This is a genomic window from Actinomadura citrea (genome assembly GCF_013409045.1).
GTDB lineage: Bacteria > Actinomycetota > Actinomycetes > Streptosporangiales > Streptosporangiaceae > Spirillospora > Spirillospora citrea.
This window is the reverse complement of record NZ_JACCBT010000001.1, coordinates 6235543-6256818: the sequence shown is the minus strand read 5'-3', so window position 1 is coordinate 6256818 and position 21276 is coordinate 6235543. Positions and strand designations below refer to the sequence as shown.

Genomic DNA, 21276 nt, shown 5'->3' with positions numbered 1-21276 from the left:
ATTCGGGTTGGCCATGATGGTGGCTCTGTGTTGCAATATCTCGCGCTCGCCCCCAGTGGCGTGGGTGAGCGATGCGACCCGAATCCCGTTCAGGCCACTGTACGCCGCGAGCGATCGACCCCATTGAGAGGTAGCGGAGGGCAGTGCGGAAAGCAGAAGGGGCCGAGATGGTCCCGCAATCCCCCCAGCCAGGCCCGTCTGCCAGGGACGACGCCCCGAGGCGAGGCTCCCAGCGCGGGCGGTACAAGCTGCGCAACTGGCGAGTGCGCACGCGTCTGTTCGCCCTCATTGCGGTGCCCACGATCGTGGCCGCACTCTTTGCGGGTTACCGGGTTTCGGTGTCGTTGGACAACGCCGAAGCCTATAGCCGGACCGGCCAGTTGGCTACGCTCGGTAATCAGCTGACCGCGCTCGCGCACGATGTGGAGGCGGAGCGCGACGCGATGGCGGAACGGGCGGCGGGCGGCGGGCGCGCCGCCGGCGCCGAGGCCCTCGCCGCGCGGCAGGAGGCGGTGGACGCCGACGCCCGCAAGGTGCGCGCCGCCGCCGCGGACGTCGAGACGTACTCCTCCAGCCTGCGGCTGGCGGTCGGCAACGTCCTCAACCGTGTGGACGACCTGCCCGCGCTGCGCACGGCGGCCGTGCGCCTCGGGCCCGGGGTGATCATCGACAAGTACACCGAGTTCGTCGACGACTTCACCTCCTTCCATGTTCTGGTCTCCCAGGACGCCCCGACGGCCGAGCTCGCGCAGAGCGCGCTGGCGCTGGCCGACCTGGCGAACGCCAAGGACGCCGCGTCCCGCGAGCGGGCCCTGCTCTCCTCCGCGCTCTGGGAGGGGCGGTTCGAGCCGCTCGACCGCGCCGCGGTCGACGACGCCCGTGCGGACATGGACACCAGCATCAACGCCTTCCGCAGCTCGGCGACGCCGGCCCAGCTGCGGCTGTTCGAGGACACCGTCACCGGCCCCGAGCTGGACCGCGCGGAGGTCACGCGGCTGCAGACGCTGGCCGTCGCCGACTCCTCCCGGCAACTGCAGGTCAGGCTCGGCGTCCGCACGGCCCGGTCCTGGACGTCGGACTCGACCGCGCGGGTCGACAGGCTGCGGACGGTCGAGAAGAGCATCGCCGCCGACCTCGCCGCCAAGGCGGAGGACGCCCGGTCCGGCGCGCAGACGGCGGCGATCCGGGACGGCGTGCTGCTGTTCCTCGTCCTCGCGGTCGTCCTGGCGACCCTGATCGTGATGGCCCGCTCGCTGGTGCGGCCGCTGCGCCGGCTGCAGTCCGGCGCGCTGGACGTGGCCAACGCGCGGCTGCCCGGCCTGGTCGACCGGCTGCGCGACCCCGAGGCCGCCGCGGGCGGCATCGAGGTCAAGCCGATCGAGATCGACTCCACCGACGAGATCGGCCAGGTCGCGCGGGCGTTCGACGAGGTCCACCGGGAGGCGGTCCGGCTGGCCGCCGACGAGGCCGTGCTGCGCGGCAACATCAACGCGATGTTCGTCAACCTCTCCCGCCGCAGCCAGTCCCTGATCGAGCGGCAGCTGCGGCTGATCGAGGAGCTGGAGCAGAGCGAGCGCGACGAGGAGCAGCTCGGCAACCTGTTCCGGCTGGACCACCTGGCCACCCGCATGCGTCGCAACTGCGAGAACCTCCTCGTCCTCGGCGGCCAGGAGCAGGTGCGCCGGTGGAACCAGCCCGTCCCGCTGATCGACGTCGTCCGCGCGTCGCTGTCCGAGGTTGAGCAGTACGAGCGCGTCGCGCTGCGGGTTCAGGGCGACATGACGGTCGTCGGCCCCGTCGTCAACGACCTCGTCCACCTGCTGGCCGAGCTGGTGGAGAATGCCACGGTGTTCTCGTCCGAGAACACCAAGGTGACGGTGTCGGGGCAGATGCTGAGCGGCGGCGGCTGCATGCTGCAGATCACCGACAACGGCGTCGGCATGTCGCCCGAGGAGCTGGAGCAGGCCAACTGGCGGCTGGCGAACCCGCCCGTCATCGACTTCTCCGCGGCCCGCCGCATGGGCCTGTTCGTGGTCGGCCGCCTGGCCGTCCGGCACGGGATCCGCGTCGAGCTGCGGGCCGCCCAGGGCGGCGGCCTCACCGCGTTCGTGGTCCTGCCGGACGCGGTGGTCACGCCGGGCGAGTCCGGCGGCATCGGCAGCCGCCCCGGCCTCGCCCCGCGCGAGGCGGGCTCCCACGGCCAGCTCGCCGCGCTCACCACCACCGCCGCCGAGCCGCCCGCGGGCGGGTTCCGGCAGGACGACTACGGTCCCGCCCCCACCATGGGCGGCGGCACCGGACCGCATTCCATGACGGGCGGCACGGGCGCGCACCCCATGGTCGGCGGCACCGGGCCGCTGCGTCCGATCCGCGGCGCCACCGGCCCGCAGCCGAACATCGCCGAGACCGGGCCCATCCCGGCCCCGGGCGCGCACGACCCCTACGGCACCGGTGCGCAGCCCGTGGTCCCGCCCGCCGAGCGGCGCCCCTCGCGGGACCGGCGCGCTCCGGCGCACGACCCCTACGGGACCGGTGAGCGGCAGCCGCCGCGCAGACCGGGGGAGCTGCCGGTCCGGGAGCCGGGCACGCATCTGCAGGGCCGCCCCTCCGACGGAGGCTCCTCGAACGGGCTCTTCCAGCCGCGAAGCGAGCGCCCGCAGGAGGTGGAGGACGCCGGCGGCAACGGCGCCTACCGGCCGGGCGGGAGGACCGGGCCGCAGTCGGTCGTCCCGGAGGCGCAGCCGGTGGTGCCCGAGTCCGGCGGCGGACGGCACATCCCGTGGGAGACCGGGCCGCTGGAGCAGGTCGGCCCGAACCTCGGTCAGGCGTCCGGCCCCTACGCCGAAGACGTTCCGCCCGTGTCCGCTCCCCACGTGCCGGAGGGCCCCATCCCCGAGCCACCACCCGTTCCCCAGCCGGCCGGGCGGGCCGCGGCGGCCGCACAGCCGGAGCCGAAGGCCCCGCCGCGGCCGCCCGAGCGCTCGCCCATCTTCGACGCGATGCAGTCGGAGTGGTTCATGCGCAGGTCGGGCGGCGGCTCCGGCGAGGCCCCGTCCAAGGGCTGGGAGTCCCCGGCGGACGCGGGGTTCCGCGCGGCCGAGGCGGCCCGAGAGCCGGTGGCGACGAGCCGCACCAACGTCGGACTGCCCAAGCGGGTGCCCGGCAAGAACCGCATCCCCGGGGCGGTCGGCCGCGGGGCGCAGGACGCGCCCCAGACGCAGGCGGGCCCGCCGCAGGGCCGCCCGGCGCCCGGCGGGACCGGTCAGGGACAGCCCGCCCAGGGGCCGCATGCGCCGACGCAGGGCCTGCCGGTCATCGGCCAGCAGGCGCCCGGGCAGCCGCAGGGACAGCAGCAGGGTCACGGCCAGTCGGCCGACGTTGTACGCAACCGCTTCGCGAGTCTGCAGCGCGGCGTCCACCGCGGACGCCATGAGGCTCGTGGTACAGGCACTTCAGGTGAGGTGCCGTCACAGGGTGACGGCGAGACAGGAGGCACCCGGTGAGCGGGCAGGATCTCAACTGGTTGGTGACGAACTTCGCGGACCGTGTCGCGAAGGTCGCGCACGCCGTCGTGGTCTCCTCGGATGGATTGCCGATGGCCTACTCCGCGGGCTTCCCGCCCGAGCGGGCGGACCAGCTTTCGGCGATCGCCTCGGGGCTGATGAGCCTGACCCAGGGCGCGGCGAAGATCTTCGACGCCGGCGGGGTGAACCAGACCGTCGTGGAGATGGACCGCGGGCTGCTGTTCGTCATGTCCATCACGAACGGGTCGGTGTTCGCGGTGCTGGCCGCGCCCGACTGCGACCTCGGGCTGGTGGCCTACGAGATGACGCTCCTGGTGGAGCGGGTGGGACGGGTGCTGACGCCCGCTCTGCGCGCCCAGGAGCAGCCGCCGTACTCGGGGCCTTCCGTGACCGAGATGGGCGCCGGGCCCGCCCGCTACTGACCGTGACTGACTCTGACGGAGGTCGGCGACATGGATCGAGGCAGTCCCTTCGGGGGCGGTCCCGGAGGCGGCGGCCGCTGGCCGGGTGACCAGGGGCGGGTCCCCGTGCAGGGCCGACCCCCCGAGCGGGACGACAACGATGGCAGCTCGCTCGTGCGCCCGTACGCGGTCACCGGCGGGCGCACCAGGCCGCGCTACGACCTGGCCATCGAGGCGCTGGTCACCGCCGCGCCCTACCCGCCGCGGGACGTGGCCGTGCTGACCCCGGAGTACCGGGCGATCATGGATCTGTGCCGGTCGGCCCGCTCGGTCGCCGAGGTGTCCGCGCTGCTGCGCCTGCCGCTCGGGGTCGCGCGGGTCCTAGTGGCTGACATGGCCGTCGAGGGACTGCTACGGCTGCACCAGTCGCAGTCCCCCACCACCGCCGGCGGACAGCCGGACCTCCGCTTGCTAGAAAGGGTGCTCAGTGGCCTTCGGAAGCTCTGACCAGGTCCCGGGGCCGCACGGCGGGGAGACCGAGCTGACCTCGGTCAAGATCGTCGTCGGTGGCGGCTTCGGCGTCGGCAAGACCACCTTCGTCGGCTCCGTCTCGGAGATCATGCCGCTCACCACCGAGGCGGTGATGACCGCGGCCAGCGCCGACGTGGACGACCTGTCGGCCGTCCCGGACAAGACGACCACCACGGTCGCGATGGACTTCGGCCGCGTGTCGCTGGACAGCGAGCTGATCCTCTACCTGTTCGGCACGCCCGGGCAGCACCGCTTCTGGTTCATGTGGGACGACCTGGTCCGCGGCGCGATCGGCGCCGTCGTGCTGGTCGACACCCGCCGGCTGGAGGACTGCTTCGCCGCGGTGGACTACTTCGAGGAGCTCGGCCTGCCGTTCGTGGTGGGCGTCAACGGGTTCCACGGCGAGTTCCAGTACGCCGTGGACGACATCCGCGACGCCCTGTCGATCAGCGCGCACGTGCCGATCGTGCAGTGCGACGCGCGGAGCCGCGAGTCCACCAAGCAGGTGCTGATCATGCTGGTCAAGCACGCGATGACGGTGCACGCCGCCGGAGCGCACGCCTCCGCCCCCGCGCCGGGCGCGCCCGGCGGGCAGCTCGGCACCACGTCCCCGAGCTGGACCTGAGCCGCGGCGCACGGGGGCGCGGCCCGGTCCGGCCCCCGGCTACGGTCGCGTAGGTCGTGTGCACGATGCATGATGGTTCGTCGTGATCGAGCATGAATCCGCGGTGGGGGTTGCGATGAGCGAAGTGGAGAAGATCGGAACGTTCGTTGCCATCGGCGACAGTTTCACCGAGGGCCTGAACGACCCCTACCCCGGCGAGACCGACGTCTTCCGGGGCTGGGCGGACCGGCTCGCCGGGCACATCGCCGTGCTGAACCCGGGCCTGCGCTACGCCAACCTCGCCGTCCGCGGGAAGCTCGTGCGGCAGATCGTGGACGACCAGGTGCCGATCGCCGTCGGCCTCTCGCCCGACCTGGTCACGCTGTGCGCGGGCGGTAACGACATGATCCGTCCCGGCGCGGACCCCGACGCGGCCGCGGTCGTGTTCGACGACGCGGTCCGGCGGCTGCGCGCCACCGGCTCCCGCGTGGTGGTCTTCACCGGGTTCGATCCGCGCGGGCTGCGCTCCGGCGGCCGCATCCGGGGCAAGGCCGCCACCTACAACATGCACCTGCGCGCGATCGCCGACCACCGGGGCTGCTCGGTGGTGGACCTGTGGCCGCTGCGCGCCTTCCACGACCCGCGCGCCTGGTACGAGGACCGCCTCCACCTGTCGCCCGAGGGGCACCGGCGCATGGCGCTCTACGTCGCCGGGGCGGTGGGCATCCCGGTCGAGGGCGACTGGCGCGAGCCCTGGCCGCCCCTGGACCGTGCCGACTGGCTCACGATGAGGCGCGAGGACGTCCACTGGGCCCGGGCCTACCTCCTGCCGTGGATCGGCCGCCGGGCCACGGGCCGCTCCTCCGGCGACGGCCGCGGGCCGAAGCGCCCCACCCCCCTCCCGCTCTAGGGCGGGGCCGCTCGCGCCTGCCGTGCCCGCCCTAGGCGCGGTCGGGCTCGGTCGCCAGCGCCTCCTGAAGGGTCCGCTTGACGGGGATGCGCCGGTGCAGCCCCGTGATCTCCAGGGCGCGGCGGACGATGGGCCGGGGGCCGGCGAGGACGAGGCTGCCGCCCGCCGCGGTGGCGGCCTTGTAGCAGGCGACGATGACCGAGAGGCCGCCCGAGTCCATGAACTCCAGGTCGGTGAGGTCCAGCACGAGGTGGTCGCCGTGCTCGCGGCGGGCCTCGTTCAGGTGGACGCGCAGCTCCTCCGAGCCTGCGACGTCGAGTTCTCCGCACAGCCTGAGGACGGCGCGTCCGCCGTCGGGCCGTGTGGTGACTTCCAAAGGTGACACGGGGGGTTCCCCTCTTGTGTGTTGCTTTGGCCGGAATCGTCCGGCGAATAGTTTCCGTTCGACAACTATCGCGGACGCCGGGCCGCCTGCCAACCCGCGGCAACGGGGGTGTGCGTGATCGTGACGCGCCGTAAGGTGCTTGTCGGATGTGATTGCCTCGACGATCCGCTGCGTAGGAGACGACCCCAGGTGAGTTCCCCCCGGCTGCCAGACCATCTCGAAGTGCTGCTCACTGAGGAGCCGGTGCTCGACGTGTACGCGTACGGTCCCTGGCGCGTGCCTGACGGTCTGTACGAGGAGATGCGCGAGCGCGCGGTCGCCTACAACACCGACCAGCGCGCCATCGTGCTGACGCGGCAGCTCAGCGACTTCTACGGGAGCGACACCAGCGCGGCGGGGGCCGAGCAGTGGTCGCTGCTGACGTTCCTGCTGGGCGCGTCGGCGGTGCGCGGCGGGTCGCGCGGCGACGTGGACTACGAGCTGCTGTCGGCGTTCCTGGCGACGCCCGAGTCGGCCGTCCGGGACCCGGTGGCGTGGTTCACCCAGGGCGGGCGGTGGCGCCCGCCGGGCCTGTGGCTGCCCGAGCCGGCCGGGGACGACCGGGAGCGGCGCGCGGTGATGTTCGAGCTGGCGCGCGCCGGGCTGGACGTCTTCGAGGGCCTGGAACCGCTGGAGCGGCGCCGGCGGGCGGTGATGGACCTGTTCGACCGGCGCGCCGCCGACCCGGCGCTGCGCGAGGCGAACATGACCGTCCCCAACCGGCGGCTGGAGGACCTCTGGGTGTCCGGCCTGACCGAGGAGGAGCTGGCCGTCCTGCCCGAACTGGCCGGGCCGGTGGGCTACCTGGGCTGGGTGTGCGAGGGGCTGGACGCCGCGCACGAGGGGCTGGCGGGGGCCGTCGCCGACTCCGGCGAGCCCGACGTGGCGCTGGCGCGGCTGCTGCTGGCGGCCGACGCCGCGGTCGTCCCGGCCGAACTGGCGGTCGTGCTGGGCACCGCCCGCTACGAGAACGTGGAGGAGCGGTTCCGCGCGGCGCGGGAGGGCTTCGCCGCCGAGGCGTGGCAGCACGACGTGCGGGCGTGGCTGGCGCGGGGCCTGGTCGCGGGCGAGGCGGACGCGGCCCGCGCCTGGCTCGACATGGCGGTGCGGTTCACCGGCGCGGTGCAGGGCCTGCCGGAGGCGCCGGTCAGCCCGCGCTGCCGGGTGCCGGTGCGCCCCTTCCAGGCCGACCTGCGGCGGCTGTTCACCGTGCGGCGGGTCTTCAACACCCTGAAGTTCGGTTCCGGCGAGGACGGTCCGCGGACCGCGGCGGAGCGGGCCGAGCCCGGTGAGGAGAGCGGGCCGCCGCTGGTCGGGCAGCCGGAGCTGTCGCGGGCGCTGCAGGACGCGGTGGCGGCGCGGCTGGCCGGGCAGCGGCCGGTCCGGCTGCTCGTCGCCGGCCCGGAGGGCACCGGCAAGGGCACCGCCGCCGAGATCGTCGAGGGCGCGCTCGGCGAGGGCGGCGCCGTCCGCGAGGCGCTCTGGATCTCCGACCAGGTCTTCGCCTCGCTCGGCGTGAGCGACGCCGTCCTGTGGCTGCAGGCCCGCGTCCGCGACTGCCTGGAGGGCCGCATGCTCCTGGTCGTGGACGACCTGGAGAAGCTCGCCGCCCACGAGCGGTGCGGCGCCGCCGCCGCCGAGGAACTGCGGCGCCTCATGGCGCGCTCGCCGTCCCTCAACGTCGTCGCCCTGTGCCGCCCCGGCGGCGACCGGCGGCTCTTCGACGCCAACCCCGCGCTGGTCCGGGCGTTCGACGTCGCCCGCACCCGCGACTTCGCCGAGGACGACTTCGCCGAGCTGTTCACCCTGGCCGTCGCGCGGCGCGGCGCGCGCGCCGGGGCGGAGGTCGCCGCGGACGCCGGCGCCATGCTCCGCCGCACCCCGCCGATGCTGAACCTGCGCGGTGCCCGGCTGGTGGAGCACATGGCGGGCCAGGCCGTCGCCGCGGCGGACCGGCGGGCCCGGGAGGACGGGACGGACGCCGAACCCCTGGAGGTGACGGCCGCGGACCTGCCGCAGCGACTCATCGCCGGCCGTCCCGCCGAATCCGACCCGCTCGCCGAGCTGGCCGCCTGCGTCGGCATCGAGCCCGTCAAGCGGGAGGTCGACGCGCTGATCGCCGAGGCCAAGGCCGCCCGCCTGCGCCGCGAGGCGGGCATGACCGCGCGGACCCGGCTGCGGCACCTGGTCTTCACCGGCAACACCGGCACCGGCAAGGGCAAGGTCGCGCGGATCCTCGGCCGGATCTACGCCGACCTCGGCGTGCTGTCGTCCGGCCACCTGGTCGAGGTGGAGCGCGCCGACCTGCTCGGCGAGTACGCCAGCGAGAGCGTCCTGCGCGTCCGCCGGGCGGTGGAGCAGGCCCACGGCGGCGTCCTGGTCGTCCGCGACGCGCACGCCCTGGTGTCGGCGGCCGCCGACGCGGCGCGCGGCCGCGAGGTGCTGGACGTGCTGCTGACGAGCGTCCAGGCGCACACCGAGGACCTCGTCGTGGTGCTGACCGGTCCGGCGGCGGAGATGAACGGGCTGCTGAAGGCCCACCCCGACCTCGCCGCCGCCTTCCCCCGCACGCTTCGCTTCCCCGACCTCACCGACGAGGAACTGGTGGAGGTGTTCACCGCCAAGGCCGCCGACTCGGGGTTCGAGCTGGCCCCCGGCGTCCTGGACAAGGTGCGCGCGCTCGTCGAGGCGGCGCCGCGCGAGCGCGGGGTCGGCAACGTCCGCATCATGACGAACCTGCTCGAACGGGCCGTCTCGATGCAGGGGCGCCGCGTCCTGGCCGACGGGATCGTCGACGAGGACGAGTCCCTCGACGTGATCCTGCCGGAGGACGTCCCCGACACCCTCACCCGCGGCCGCGACGACGTCCCCGGCGACCCGCTCGCGGAGGTCGAGCGGCTGATCGGCCTGGCCGACATCAAGCGGGAGGTCGCCGCGCTGGTCGCCGAGGTCCGCGCCGAGCAGCTGCGGCGCGACGCCAAGGTCTCCCCGGCGCCCCCGGCCCGGCACATGGTGTTCGCCGGCAGCCCGGGCACGGCCAAGACGACGATCGCGCGGCTGATCGCCGCCGTGTTCGCCCGGCTCGGCCTGCTGTCGTCCGGGCACCTGGTGGAGGTCACCCGCGCCGACCTCGTCGCCGAGTTCATCGGGCAGACCGCGCCGCGCGTGCGGGACGCGGTCGGCCGCGCCCTCGGCGGCGTGCTGTTCGTGGACGAGGCGTACACGCTGGCGTCCGGCGGCGGCGACCGGCGCGACTTCGGCCACGAGGCGATCGCCGAGCTGCTGCGGCTGATGGAGGAGCACCGCGGCGACCTGGTGGTCATCGTCGCCGGCTACGACGCCGAGATGGAGCGCTTCCTGGACGCCAACCCCGGGCTGAAGTCGCGGTTCCCGAAGCGGCTGCGGTTCCCCGACTACTCCGACGACGAACTCGTCACGATCTTCGAGTTCATGGCGGCGGAGGACGGGTTCGCGCTCGCCCCCGGCATCCTGGAGGAGCTGCGCCGCCTCGTCGCGGCCCAGCCGCGCGGCTCCTCGTTCGGCAACGCCCGGCTCGTCCGCAACCTGCTGGAGGCGGCGATCTCCCGGCAGGCGCAGCGCATCACCGCCAAGGAGGACGCGGCGGCCGGCGAGATCGACCCGGCCGAGGTCGCGCTGCTGCGCCCCGAGGACCTTCCCGAGGCCCCGCCCCGCGAGGATGAGGGAGGCTACGGCCTCTATATCTAAGCCGGGCCTCTTCCACCCAGGCGGCTCCGTAGGCGGCCGCCTGGAGGGAGTACAGGTCGGCGTAGAGGCCGTCCAGGGCCATCAGCGCGGCGTGGTCGCCCTCCTCGGTGACCTCGCCGCCCTGCGCGCGTACTACCGGCCAGGGGCAGTGTGCGCCTTTAGGGGGATGGTGTCCGCTTCTTTTCTCACAGAGCGCGGTGATTTGTTGGTGTGGACAATCATGCGCCGGACGGACGCGCGGCACGCCCGGGTTGTCTAGGGTCTACGGCATGACCGACGGCTGGCCGCAGGGCCGGACACGCAAGGAGGGCGACCGCGTGGGGCGCAGCAGGGAGAACTCCGCACGCGCGGAGCACCACCACGCCGCCTACGGGCGGGACACCTACGGGGACCCGTACGACGACCCGTACGCCGGCGACCAGCTCGCCGGGGGACGGGTCGACGAGGGCGGCGGCCCCCGCGGCGGGGCGCCCTACCGGCGGCGGCGCCGCAGGCGCTGGCCGCGGGTGCTCGGCGCTCTCGTCGCCGTGCTCCTGGTGGTCGTCGTCGGCGGCTACTTCTACCTGGACTCCCGGCTGAAGCGCGAGTCGGTCCTCGTGGACTACGCGGGCCGGGTCGCCGACACGCCGGGGACGAACTGGCTGGTCGTCGGGTCCGACAGCCGCGAGGGGCTGTCGAAGGACGACCAGAAGCGCCTCGCGACCGGGTTCGCCTCCGGGCGCCGCACCGACTCGATGATGCTGCTGCACTACGGCTCCGGGGGGACGTCCCTCATCAGCCTGCCGCGCGACTCCTACCTCCCGATCCCCGGGCACGGCTCGAACAAGCTGAACGCGGCCTTCGCCTTCGGCGGGCCCAAGCTGCTCGTGCAGACCGTGGAGAAGGCCACCGGGCTCCACATCGACCACTACGCCGAGATCGGCTTCGGCGGCTTCGTGGGCGTGGTGGACGCCGTCGGCGGCGTCGACATCTGCGTCAAGGAGAACATCAAGGACCGCAAGGCGGGCCTGAACCTCAAGGCCGGATGCCAGACGCTGGACGGCGGCCAGGCGCTCGGCTACGTCCGGACCCGGGCCTTCGCCCGCGCCGACCTCGAACGCGTGGAGCACCAGCGGCAGTTCTTCGGCGCGCTGATGAAGAAGGCCACGAGCCCGGGCACGATGCTCAACCCGTTCCGCGGTGTCCCGCTGGCCATGAACGCCACCAGCAACTTCCTGGTGGACGACGGCGACCACCTGTACGACCTGGCCCGCATGATGTGGGCGATGAAGGGCGTCAGCGGCGGGAACGGCGTCACGACCACCGTCCCGATCGGGGGCGCCGGAAGCTCGGCCTCCGCCGGGTCCTACATCACCTGGGACAGGTCCAAGGCGGCCACGCTCTTCGGCGCGCTGAAGCAGGACCAGGAGATCCCCTCGAACGTCATCACGAAGTGACGGACCGGCCCGTCGCCTCGCCCTGCGCGAGGCGACGGGCCGGATGCTCGATTAGAGTCGGGCCATGTCCGAACAGACGCCGGACGGCGGGAATCTGGACGAGCTGACGTCCAAGGAGCTGTACGAGCGAGCGATGGGTCTCGCCAAGGAGCGGTACGACGTCGGCTTCCTGTGGGATCTGCTGCGCGCGATCCCGGCCGCGGCGGCGGCCACGGGGGACGTCGACCGCGCCGAGTTCGACCTCGTCCACGGCCTGTCGCTGCTGGAGGAGTTCACGCACGCGGGGGAGGGCGAGATGGCCGACGCCCTCCGGCCCTTCTACATCGACTACCTCCACCGGCACGCCAAGGGGACCTGACCTGCTCTTTGTCCCCTCTTGATCTCTCTTCGGCCACCCTGGGGAATCACTGAGAGTAAGTGATCGACCGCAGAGGGTGGTTGAAGTGAACAAGAAGCACATGAAGATCGCCGCCATCGCCTTCACGGCGTGGTACGTCATCAGCAGGCCCGAGGGGGCGGCGCATCTCGTCAACGGCGCCCTGAGCGGGCTCGGCAACGCCGCCGAGTCGTTGTCGCAGTTCATGAGCGCCATCCCGAACTGACCGACGGTTCCCGGGCCCCGTGCCCCGCCGGTTCGGGGCTTCTCTTCGCGACGCCACCAAGCAGTTGCCCGCGCGTCACAGTAAAATCGCGCTTTGCGGGCAGACGCGGCTGGGCACAATGGGATCGGGTCGATTGTGTCGCGCGCTACGAACAGGGACGGCGTTACGGATGAAGAAGAACCTCCGCTATGTGGCGATCGCCTTCGTCATCTTCTACTTGCTGAGCTCACCGACGGATGCGGCAGGAGTGGTCAACAACGCCTTCGACGAGCTGGGGAACGCAGGCAACCAGCTCGCGGCCTTCGTGAACGCCTTGGGCAAGTAACCGGCGCCCTGGGCGCGTGAGGGCGGTCGGCGGCGGGAACCACCCGTCCGCCGGCGGCGTCAGCGGCGAGGACGGGGCCGATCCGCGGAGCGATCTCCTAGGATCGGCCGCATGTCTGTCTTCGACGTAGAGATCGAGGGCCTGCGCGGCGGGCCCGCGGACCTCGAGCAGTACCGGGGCAAGGCCGTCCTGGTCGTCAATGTCGCCTCCAAGTGCGGCCTCACCCCGCAGTACTCCGGCCTGGAGCGGCTGCAGGAGACGTACGCCGGGCGGGGCTTCACCGTCCTCGGCGTCCCCTGCAACCAGTTCATGGGGCAGGAGCCCGGCAGCTCCGAGGAGATCGCCGAGTTCTGCTCGGCGACCTACGGGGTCACGTTCCCGATGACCGAGAAGGTCGAGGTCAACGGTGACGGCCGGCACCCGCTGTACCGGGAGCTCGTCGGCGTCCCCGACGCCGAGGGCCACACCGGCGACATCCGGTGGAACTTCGAGAAGTTCCTGATCGCCCCGGACGGCGCCGTCGCGGCCCGCTTCGCACCCCAGACCGAGCCGGAGTCCGCCGAGGTCGTCACCGCCATCGAGAAGACCGTTCCCGCCTGACCGGGGACTGCGCCCTCCGGACGGGCGCGCCCCCCGGGTGGGGGGCGCGTTCGCCCGGGTGTGAATCGCGCCACATCGTGCGGACGTTGCCTCGTATTCGAGGGCACGTCTAACTTGTGGGATTCGCGATATGACGTGGAGGTGCCCCATGGGCGGATGGACGGCCGGCGACATCCCCGATCTGCGCGGGCGGCGGGCGATCGTCACCGGGGCCAACAGCGGCATCGGCTACCACACCGCGCTCCAGCTCGCCCGGCACGGTGCGTCCGTCGTGCTGGCCTGCCGCAGCGCCGAACGCGGCGGGGCCGCCATGGAGCGGATGAGGGCCGCCGCGCCGCAGGCCGACCTCGCCCTGGACTCCCTGGACCTCGCCGACCTGGCGTCCGTGCGGGAGTTCGCGGCCCGGCACGGCGAGGCGCCCCTCGACATCCTGGTCAACAACGCCGGGGTCATGGCGATCCCGCGCCGCTCCACCGCCGACGGCTTCGAGATGCAGTTCGGCACCAACCATCTCGGCCACTTCGCGCTCACCGGCCTCCTGCTGCCCGCGCTGCGCGCCGCCCCGTCCGCCCGGGTCGTCACCGTCACCTCGGGTTTCGCCTGGACGGGACGTATCGCCTTCGACGACCTGCAAGGCGAGCGCCGGTACCGCAAGTGGACCGCCTACGGCCAGGCCAAGCTGGCCAACCTGGTCTTCGCCAAGGAACTGGACCGGCGCGTCTCCGAGGTGACCAGCGTCGCCGCCCACCCCGGCTACGCCGCGACGAACCTGCAGCAGACGGGGCCGCGCATGCAGGGCAACACGCTCATGGAGAAGGCCACGGGGTTGGGCAACGCGGTGATGGCGCAGTCCGCCGCCGCGGGCGCGCTGCCGTCCCTCTACGCCGCGACGGCGCCGGACGTGCGGGGCGGCGCCTGCTACGGCCCCCGCCTGCTGCAGTACCGCGGGTCCCCGGCGAAAGTCGTCACGCCCCGGCACGCGGACCGTCCCGGCCTGGGCGAGCGCCTCTGGGAGGTGTCCGAGGCCCTCACGGGCGTCACGTACGCCGGCGCGGCCGCCTAGCGCAGCCCGCGGACCGCCTGGGCGAGCGTGGCGGCCACGACGGTCTCGGCGCCGGACGGGTCGCGCTGCGCGATCACGGCGGCGGCGTCGACCAGTCCCTGGATCAGCCGGGCGCGCAGCGCGGGCTCGGGGACGCCGGCCTCCTCCAGGGCCGCGGCGAGCGGGCGCAGCAGCTGCGCGTGACCGGTGCGGATCCGGTCGAGCGCGGGCTGGGCGAGGGCGTGCTCGACGAGCGCGACGGCGGCGGCGTGGCGCCCGTCCGTCATGACCTCCAGCTGGGCCCTGATGTAGGCCTCGACCTTGCCGTCCAGGTCGGCCGGGCCGCTCAGCGCGTCCTCGACGACCGCCGCCCAGCGGGGCAGTTCCTCCTCGACGACGGCCGCGACCAGGTCGTCCTTCGACCGGAAGTACTCGTACAGGCTCGGCCGCGACAGGCCGACCCGCCGGGCCAGCGCGGCGAGCGACAGCGCGTCGATGCCCTCCTGCGCGACCAGGTCCCGCGCGGCGTCCAGCAGGGTCCGCAGCTGGCGCGCGCGGTGCTCGGCGACGGTGGCCTCACTGATCTTCGGCACGCGCCCATTCTAGGTTTGCCGACCCGCTGTCGGTATGTGCGCCGGCGACAGGCGCGTGGCCGGCAGGTCACGGCCCGCGGTCGATGTCCCAGTCCAGGGTGGCGGGCACGGACCCTTCGAGGGTGAGCAGCCAGCGCTTGACCTCGACGCCGGAGCCGCCGCTGTAGCCGCCGAGCCCGTTCGAGGCGACGACGCGGTGGCAGGGGACGATCAGAGGGATCGGGTTGCTGCCCATGACCTGGCCGATGACCTGGGCGTGGACGCCGGTGCCGCTGCGCTCTCCGAGGTCGCCGTAGGTGAGGACCTGTCCGTAGGGGACGGTCTCGTACAGCGTCGACAGCACCTGCCGCTGGACGTCGGACGTGAGCCGCCAGTCGATGGGCAGCTCGAAGTGCTTCAGGTCGCCGGTGAAGTAGTCCCGCAGGGCCGCCTGGGCGGGGGCCAGGCGGGCGGGGGCGTCCACGACGGGCAGCCCCGCCGCCTTGGCGGTGCGGGCACGCGCGGCCGGGGTGTCGTGGAAGTGCAGCGAGACGACCCCCGTCTCGGTCTCGCCGACGAGCAGGCGGCCGAGCACGGTGTCGACCGTGCCGAACGCCAGGGTCTCGGTCATCGTTCAGCGCTCCTTCCCACCGCGCTCAGCGTGCCACACCGGACCGACACTCCCGTCGGCGCCGGTGCTCGCGTCAACATCGGTACCTCTGTCAACACCGCCGGGCGTCCTCACGTTGCGAGCGTGCGGTGCAGGCGGGCGGCCTCCTTCACCAGGCGGCTGGAGCCGCCGCGGGACGCCACGTCAGGGACGCCCGGGACGGCGCCCCTGGCGCCGATCGTCTCCGCCAGGCGGGTCGCCAGGGCGATCAGGTCGGGCACCCCGGTCACGGCGCGCTCGCCCGGGGCGGGGAGCGCGTGCGGGAGCGCCGCGGCGAGGATCGTCCAGACCCCGGCGTGCCCGCCGCCGTCGGCGGCCGCCGTGAGGGCCTTCACGGCGCGGGGGAGGGTGAGGCGCCTCAGGCCGGCGAGCCGTCCGAGCGCCGTGCCCGTCTCGGCCGCCGGCAGGTCGCCCCGGGCGCTCAGGACGAGGAGCGCCTCGACGGCGTCCGCGCGCTCGTTCTGGCTCCGGTGGGCGAGCGCGCAGGCGAGCAGCGTCCCGGTGGCGGCACCGGTGGGCCCGCCGGCCTCGGCCAGGTCGAGCATGACGGCGCCCTGGTCCAGGTCGTCCTCGCCCGCGCCCGCCAGGTAGGGGACGAGATGCGCGGCGGTCACCTCGCGGTGGGACGGCAGGACCGACGGCCAGAATCCCCGGGACGCGACGCGGCCCGGCGTCCCGAAGTCCGTCCAGCCGTCCTCGGGGAAGGCGCACAGGTGGGCGATGTCGGAGTCGCCGGGGACGTCCACCGTGGACAGGACGCGGGTCGGCAGCCGTATCGTCCGGCCGCGGACGCTCGCGAGGGGCTTGTCGAGGATCGCGCACTCGACGGCGGGGTCGGCGAGGCCCCCGTCCTCCAGCCAGACCGCGAGGGTCTTGCCGCCCTTGGACTCCAGCCGTCTCGCGCGTGCCGCGGCCGCCCGGTCGATCTCGCGGGGCACGCGCAGCATCGCCTGCATGAGGTCGGCCCGCCCCGGCTCGGCGCCCGCCGCCTCGATCCGCTCGAGCCGGGCGACCAGGACGCCGGGGTCGACGTGCCCGCTGCCCTCGGTCGGGGTCGCGAGGAGGACGGGCGCCTTCCCGACCGCGGACGCGATCTCGTGTCTGCGCAGGGTGAGGAAGCGCTCGATCTGCGGCTCGAACACCGTCCCGGACTTGCGGGACCTTCCCTTCAGGAGCGAGGCCAGCGCTTCCACGATGCCAGGGGACTTCGGCGGGCGCAGGAGGCTCTGCACCGGGAACGCGATCCAGCTCGCCCGGACGTAGGAGCGCATGTACGCATGGTTATCGGTGTCGGTGATCCAGGACGCGAGGTCGTCGGCGGGTTTCTGCAGTGCCGCGCGCGTCGCCTCCGGGTCGCGGTGGGCGAACTCGACGAGCGCGCCCAGGAACCGTTCGGACGTGCGCCATTCCTCGGCGCCGCGCAGCAGGACCGCGAACTCCTCGGCCAGTTCGTCGAGGGAGCCGATCGGGGCGGGCGCCTCCCGCGGGGTGAAGGGCGGCGGGCCCGGGGGCGGCTCGGGAGCGGCGGCGGCCTCGACCGCGCCGAACGCCGCCGCGACGGGCTCGCGCAGGACGGCCGGCAGGTCGCGTGCGGCGGCACGGACCTCCTCGTGGACGGCCCCGCTCGCGTGGCCCGAATGCCGGGCCGCGACCGTGACGGCGCGTTCGCGCAGGTCGAGCGCGTCGGAGCCGAAGACGGCCGTGACGGCGCGCAGCGTGGCGTCGACCCGGTCGCGCTTGCGGGCCGTGCGGTCGAGCCAGGTCAGGGCGGCCTGGACGAGCTTCTTCTCGGGCCGGAACAGCATCGCGTCCGCGGCCTCGCCGAACAGCGCGGCGTCGAGCCCGTCCCGGTCGTCGACGCGGCGGACCTGGCGCAGGGCGAGGCCGGCGACGGTCGACGGCGCGGCCGGGAGGAGGCGGACGTAGTCGCGCACGCGGGCGGCCGTCTCGTCCTCGGTGGGCTCCAGCGCGTCGTGCAGAGCGATGAACCAGCGGAGGTCGCGGGCGGTGCCGCCGCGCAGGAAGCGGCTGACGCAGCCGTCGAGCAGGAGTGCGCGGTCGAGCCGTCCGCTCGCGGCCAGGCCGGAGAGGGCGCCGGCCCAGGTGCGCCTGCGGGCGCCGTCCCACTGGAGCCTCGCCTCGTCCTCGGCGAGGGCGCCGCCCACCGCGTTCACCTCGAACAGCTTGGGGACGAGCGCGTCCAGGAAGGGGTCGTCGGCGTCGGGGAGGTCGCGCTCGGCCACCCAGCCGACCACGAATCCGTCCGAGTCCGGGACCGCCCCGGCCGACTCGGCCAGCGCCGCGGCGATGTGCCACAGCATCGTCTCGCGGTCGGAGACGCGGATCCGGGCGGCGACGCGCCGGGCGACCTCGGCGCGCCACTCGTCCGGGCGTGCGGACGTGACCTCGCACAGTGCCGCGCACATCCGGGAGTGGCCGTCCGGTGCCCACCACGGACGCAGGTCGCGGCGGCACAGCCACGCGGCCGCGGCCGCCGGACCGCCGAGCGTGCCGGCCCCGGCGACCAGCAGCGGCTGCGCCGTCTCATGGCTCAGTTCGCCGTGAGGCGACGCGGCCCGCATCGCCTTCAGGCGGTCGGGCAGGCCCTTCGCGACGGCGCGGCGGGCGTCGTCGTCGAGCTCGGCGACCACGCGCGCCGTCTGCTTCGTGTCCTCGGCGTCGAGCGCCTTCTGGAGGTCGTCCGCGGGGACGGTCATCGGGCCGCCTCCACGCTCGCCTCGCGGCGGACCATGCGGGCGGCGAGGACGTGCTTGCACGGGCCGCGCTCGCCCCGATGGTCGTACCACCACGGGCATGTGCAGGTGACCCGGTCGCCGTCGAAGCGGACCTGGCGCTCGCCTCCGTCGGTGAGGACGACCGCCGCGTCCTCGGCGGTGAACCGCACGGCGCCCTGCGCGACCAGCTCCCGCGCCGAACGCAGCCGCGGGTTGAGGTCGGCGACCCGCGCCGGGTCGTAGGGCAGCTCGCGGTGGAAGAACGCGGCCTCGGCGGTGTCGAAGCCGACGCGGCCGGACGTCCCCAGCTGGACCAGCGCCGCCTTCGTCCGCGCGAGCGTAAGCCCCGACCGCTCGGCCAGCAGGCCCGGCTCCACCCGCGGCTCGAAGGACAGCAGCGCGCCGAGCAGGTCGGCGTCCCCCGCCGCCTCGTCGGTCGAGACGGCGTCCAGCACGGCGCCCTCCCCGGAGAAGCCGCGCGAATGCTGCGGCGACAGCGTCAGGACGTACCGCATGCCGGGCAGCTCCAGCTCCCAGACGCTCGACGCCGGTCCGCTCCCGACGGCGACGGGCGGCCCGTAGACGCGCAGCGCCTTCGCGAACCGCAGGAGCGGCAGCATCGTCCGCAGCCGGTCGGCCCCCGCCAGGCAGACCGCCCCGGGAGACGGGCGCGCCGCGACCCGCAGCGTCCGGCCCGCGGGGACGACCCACAGCGGCTCGCGCCCCCCGCGCGGCAGGGACCGCAGGAACCGCACCGCCTCGGGCCCGCTCATCTCCCCGCGCGGGTCGAACCCGGCCGTGATGACCTGGACCTCGGCGAAGCCGCGGAGCCAGCGGTCGGGCAGCGGGACCTTCTTCTCCACGACCGCCCCGTCCATCGTGGTGACGGCCATCTCCCCGGCGCCGACCGCCAGGTGCAGCGGATCGGACCCGCCCACGCGGGCGAGCGCCTCGCGCAGCGGCCCGTTCACGTCCACGTTGGTCGTGCCGCGCTCGTGGACCTCGCCGTCCAGCGCCGCCTCCAGCACGTCCAGCCGCGCGTAGACGCCGCCGCAGGCGGAGAACGACTCCATCCGGATCCGGTCGCCGTTGCACGTGACGACCGGGTCCCGGAACGAGGTGGGACGCGGCTGGAAGTACCGGGTCTGCGCGACGTCGGCCAGCGCGAGCAGGCCCGCCGCCGCGGCCGCGGCCTGCGTGAGCACGCCGCTGAAGAAGTGCGGATGCGCCTGCGGCCCGCTGCTCGTCGTCCCGCCGGACGTGGAGAGCCCCAGGAGCCCCTCGTCCAGCCCGGAAGGCCTCGTGTACCGGTACGACTGCGCGGCCCCTGCCGCCACCGTGCTGCTCGCCATGCCGGAAACGTAGAGCTTCGGGCTGACAAATCAGGCCGAATCTGGGATCAGGTGATCTGACCCGGGAAGAGCAGCGCCAGTTCGCGCGGGTGGGCGGCGATGAGGCGGAGTTCGTCGTCGGTCAGGGGCCGGCCGGTCTGGGCGTTGCAGAGCTGGACGAGCTGGAAGGCCAGGTCCTCGTCGGCGGGCTCGACGCCGAGGCCGTCCATCACGTGCCGGAAGCCGGCCTTCCCGCCGTACTCGCCGGTCAGCACGACCCGGCCGGGACGGGCGTGCCAGTCGCGGGGGAAGGCGCCGAGGGTCGCCTCGTCGTACAGCTCGTAGTTGCCGTGGTCCTTCAGCGCGCCGTCCGCGTGGATGCCGGACTCGTGCGCGAACGCGTTCCGCCCGACGCCGACCTGGTTGTAGGGAAGCGGCCGGCCGAACGCGTAGCCCGCCCACGGCGCGAACCACCGCGCCCATGCCAGATCGATCGGATCGCCGAACTCGGCGCGCTCCTCAAGGCCGAAGCCGTGGCGGAACCCCAGGATCGTCGAGAGCAGGTCGGCGTTGCCGGAACGCTCGCCGATGCCGTTCACGCACGTGTTGATCCAGGCGTCCTGGCCGGCGTCCAGGTCGCCGAGCGCGCCGCTGACGGAGTTGGCCACGGCCATGCCGAGGTCGTTGTGGCAGTGGGTCTCGACCGGCATCGCCACCGCGGAGGCCAGCTTGGCGAAGCGCTCCCTGATGCGCTCCGGCGTCTCGCCGCCGATCGTGTCGCAGTACCGGACCCGGTCGGCCCCGGCCTCCTTCGCGGCGAGCGCGAACTCGGTGAGGAATCCCTCGTCGGTGCGCGAGCCGTCCTCGGCGTTGACCCCGACCGTCCGCGCGCCGCCCGCCTTGGCCGCGCGGACGGCCGCGACCGTCTCCCGGATGATCGCGTCCCGGTCGAGGCGGCCCCGGAACTTGTTGAGGAGCCCTGGCGGGCCAGGGCGGACGGCGTCGCCGTGGCCGTCGCGGCCCAGTCCGGCCTGCCGCCGGGCCTCCTCCCGCTCGATCGCCTCCACCTGATCGTCGCCGCGCTCGCCGCGACCGACCCGTTGCGCCACCACCTCGATCCCGAGGGCGTCACCGCGACCGGGCGGGCCCTGATCGCCGGTCTCGTCGAGGCCCTGCCCGCCGCGGGCCCGTCCGCCGGCACCGGGCCGATCGCCGAGCGGCTCTGGAACCGGCTGTGCCCGCACCCGCCCGGCGACGCGGGGACGCTGCGCGCGTTCGAGGCCGCCATGATCCTGCTCGCCGACCACGAACTGGCCGCCTCCACGGTCGCCGCGCGGGTCGCCGCGTCCGTGCGCGCCGATCCCCACGCGGTCGTCGCGTCCGGGCTCGGGGTTCTGAGCGGTCCGCTGCACGGCGGCGCGTCCTAAGGCGCGGAACGCCTGATCGCCGAGGTCGCCGAGGCGGCGTCGGCGGCCCGCGTGATCGGGGAGCGGCTGCGCGGCGGCGAGCGCGTCCCGGGGTTCGGGCACTCGGTCTACCGGTCCGGCGACGGGCGCGCCGCGCTGCTCATGGACCTCGTCCGGGCCGCGGCGCCCGGCCACGACCGGCTCGCCGCCGCCGAGGCCGTCCTCGCCGAGGCCGCCCGGCTCCGCCTGCCCGCGCCCAATGTCGACTTCTCCCTGGCGGCGCTCGGCGCCGTCGCCGGGCTCGTGCCGGGGGCCGGCGAGGCCGTCTTCGCGGTCGCCCGCACCGCCGGATGGCTCGCGCACGCGCTGGAGGAGTACGGCCGGCGCGGCCCGCTGCGCCCCCGCGCGGTCTACGTGGGGCCGGAGCCCGCCTGACC

18 protein-coding genes and 1 pseudogene are annotated in these 21276 nt (G+C 74.2%); 13 read left to right on the top strand and 6 right to left on the bottom strand.

Annotation, left to right across the window (positions count from 1 at the left end; genetic code table 11):
- Positions 1-380 precede the first annotated feature (380 nt).
- The 5 genes from BJ999_RS28795 to BJ999_RS28775 all read left to right on the top strand — a co-directional run bounded on the left by BJ999_RS28795 (position 381) and on the right by BJ999_RS28775 (position 5970).
- On the top strand, positions 381-3503 hold the full coding sequence (locus BJ999_RS28795; RefSeq protein WP_179836165.1) for a sensor histidine kinase: 3123 nt from the start codon (positions 381-383) through the stop codon (positions 3501-3503).
- On the top strand, positions 3500-3946 hold the full coding sequence (locus BJ999_RS28790; protein ID WP_179836164.1) for a roadblock/LC7 domain-containing protein: 447 nt from the start codon (positions 3500-3502) through the stop codon (positions 3944-3946). The genes BJ999_RS28795 and BJ999_RS28790 overlap by 4 nt, the downstream gene beginning before the upstream one ends.
- Positions 3947-3976: 30 nt before the next feature.
- The gene (locus BJ999_RS28785; protein ID WP_179836163.1) at positions 3977-4432 is read left to right on the top strand and encodes a DUF742 domain-containing protein; all 456 of its coding nucleotides are present in this window, start codon (positions 3977-3979) and stop codon (positions 4430-4432) included.
- A 34-nt stretch (positions 4433-4466) separates the two neighbouring features.
- On the top strand, positions 4467-5081 hold the full coding sequence (locus tag BJ999_RS28780) for a GTP-binding protein (RefSeq protein ID WP_179838887.1): 615 nt from the start codon (positions 4467-4469) through the stop codon (positions 5079-5081).
- 115 nt (positions 5082-5196) lie between these two features.
- Positions 5197-5970, top strand: coding sequence for an SGNH/GDSL hydrolase family protein (locus BJ999_RS28775; protein ID WP_179836162.1), 774 nt, complete (start codon positions 5197-5199; stop codon positions 5968-5970).
- A gap of 31 nt (positions 5971-6001) precedes the next feature.
- Here BJ999_RS28775 and BJ999_RS28770 read toward each other — a convergent pair whose 3' ends face one another.
- A complete protein-coding gene (locus BJ999_RS28770) occupies positions 6002-6355 on the bottom strand; it encodes an STAS domain-containing protein (RefSeq protein WP_179836161.1) in 354 nt (117 codons plus the stop codon).
- Positions 6356-6577: 222 nt separating this feature from the next.
- Between BJ999_RS28770 and BJ999_RS28765 the strand changes: the two genes are divergently transcribed.
- The 7 genes from BJ999_RS28765 to BJ999_RS28735 all read left to right on the top strand — a co-directional run bounded on the left by BJ999_RS28765 (position 6578) and on the right by BJ999_RS28735 (position 14146).
- Positions 6578-10120, top strand: a complete 3543-nt coding sequence (locus tag BJ999_RS28765; protein ID WP_179836160.1) for an AAA family ATPase — start codon at positions 6578-6580, stop codon at positions 10118-10120.
- Between the two features lie 269 nt (positions 10121-10389).
- Positions 10390-11556 carry an LCP family protein gene (locus BJ999_RS28760; RefSeq protein ID WP_179836159.1) on the top strand — a complete coding sequence of 389 codons (1167 nt, stop codon included), beginning with the start codon at positions 10390-10392 and terminating at the stop codon, positions 11554-11556.
- 64 nt (positions 11557-11620) lie between these two features.
- Positions 11621-11914: a hypothetical protein gene (locus BJ999_RS28755; protein WP_179836158.1), complete on the top strand. Its 294-nt coding sequence runs from the start codon at positions 11621-11623 to the stop codon at positions 11912-11914.
- Between the two features lie 85 nt (positions 11915-11999).
- Entirely contained in the window at positions 12000-12158 is a 159-nt protein-coding gene (locus tag BJ999_RS28750; protein ID WP_179278923.1) for a hypothetical protein, read from the top strand.
- Between the two features lie 169 nt (positions 12159-12327).
- A complete protein-coding gene (locus BJ999_RS28745; protein WP_179836157.1) occupies positions 12328-12483 on the top strand; it encodes a hypothetical protein in 156 nt (51 codons plus the stop codon).
- Between the two features lie 111 nt (positions 12484-12594).
- Positions 12595-13083 (top strand): glutathione peroxidase, encoded by a 489-nt coding sequence (locus BJ999_RS28740; protein WP_179836156.1) that lies wholly within the window; start codon positions 12595-12597, stop codon positions 13081-13083.
- Between the two features lie 148 nt (positions 13084-13231).
- Entirely contained in the window at positions 13232-14146 is a 915-nt protein-coding gene (locus tag BJ999_RS28735) for an oxidoreductase (protein WP_179836155.1), read from the top strand.
- On the opposite strand, the gene BJ999_RS28730 is transcribed toward BJ999_RS28735, so the two are convergent.
- From BJ999_RS28730 to BJ999_RS28710, 5 genes are all read right to left on the bottom strand, one after another.
- A complete protein-coding gene (locus tag BJ999_RS28730) occupies positions 14143-14718 on the bottom strand; it encodes a TetR/AcrR family transcriptional regulator (RefSeq protein ID WP_179836154.1) in 576 nt (191 codons plus the stop codon). The two genes, BJ999_RS28735 and BJ999_RS28730, sit on opposite strands and share 4 nt — an antisense overlap.
- Positions 14719-14785: 67 nt before the next feature.
- The gene (locus tag BJ999_RS28725; RefSeq protein WP_179836153.1) at positions 14786-15328 is read right to left on the bottom strand and encodes a methylated-DNA--[protein]-cysteine S-methyltransferase; all 543 of its coding nucleotides are present in this window, start codon (positions 15326-15328) and stop codon (positions 14786-14788) included.
- Between the two features lie 110 nt (positions 15329-15438).
- Complete coding sequence (locus tag BJ999_RS28720) at positions 15439-18084, bottom strand: DUF6493 family protein (protein ID WP_179836152.1); 2646 nt, start codon at positions 18082-18084, stop codon at positions 15439-15441.
- On the bottom strand, positions 18081-19454 hold the full coding sequence (locus BJ999_RS28715) for an SWIM zinc finger family protein (RefSeq protein ID WP_179836151.1): 1374 nt from the start codon (positions 19452-19454) through the stop codon (positions 18081-18083). Before BJ999_RS28715 ends, BJ999_RS28720 begins: the two co-directional genes overlap by 4 nt.
- Positions 19455-19501: 47 nt before the next feature.
- Complete coding sequence (locus BJ999_RS28710; RefSeq protein ID WP_229810096.1) at positions 19502-20500, bottom strand: homocitrate synthase/isopropylmalate synthase family protein; 999 nt, start codon at positions 20498-20500, stop codon at positions 19502-19504.
- Here BJ999_RS28710 and BJ999_RS28705 point away from each other — a divergent pair.
- A pseudogene (locus BJ999_RS28705) lies at positions 20441-21274 on the top strand (citrate/2-methylcitrate synthase). The gene BJ999_RS28710 and the pseudogene BJ999_RS28705 overlap by 60 nt on opposite strands.
- Positions 21275-21276: the final 2 nt, after the last annotated feature.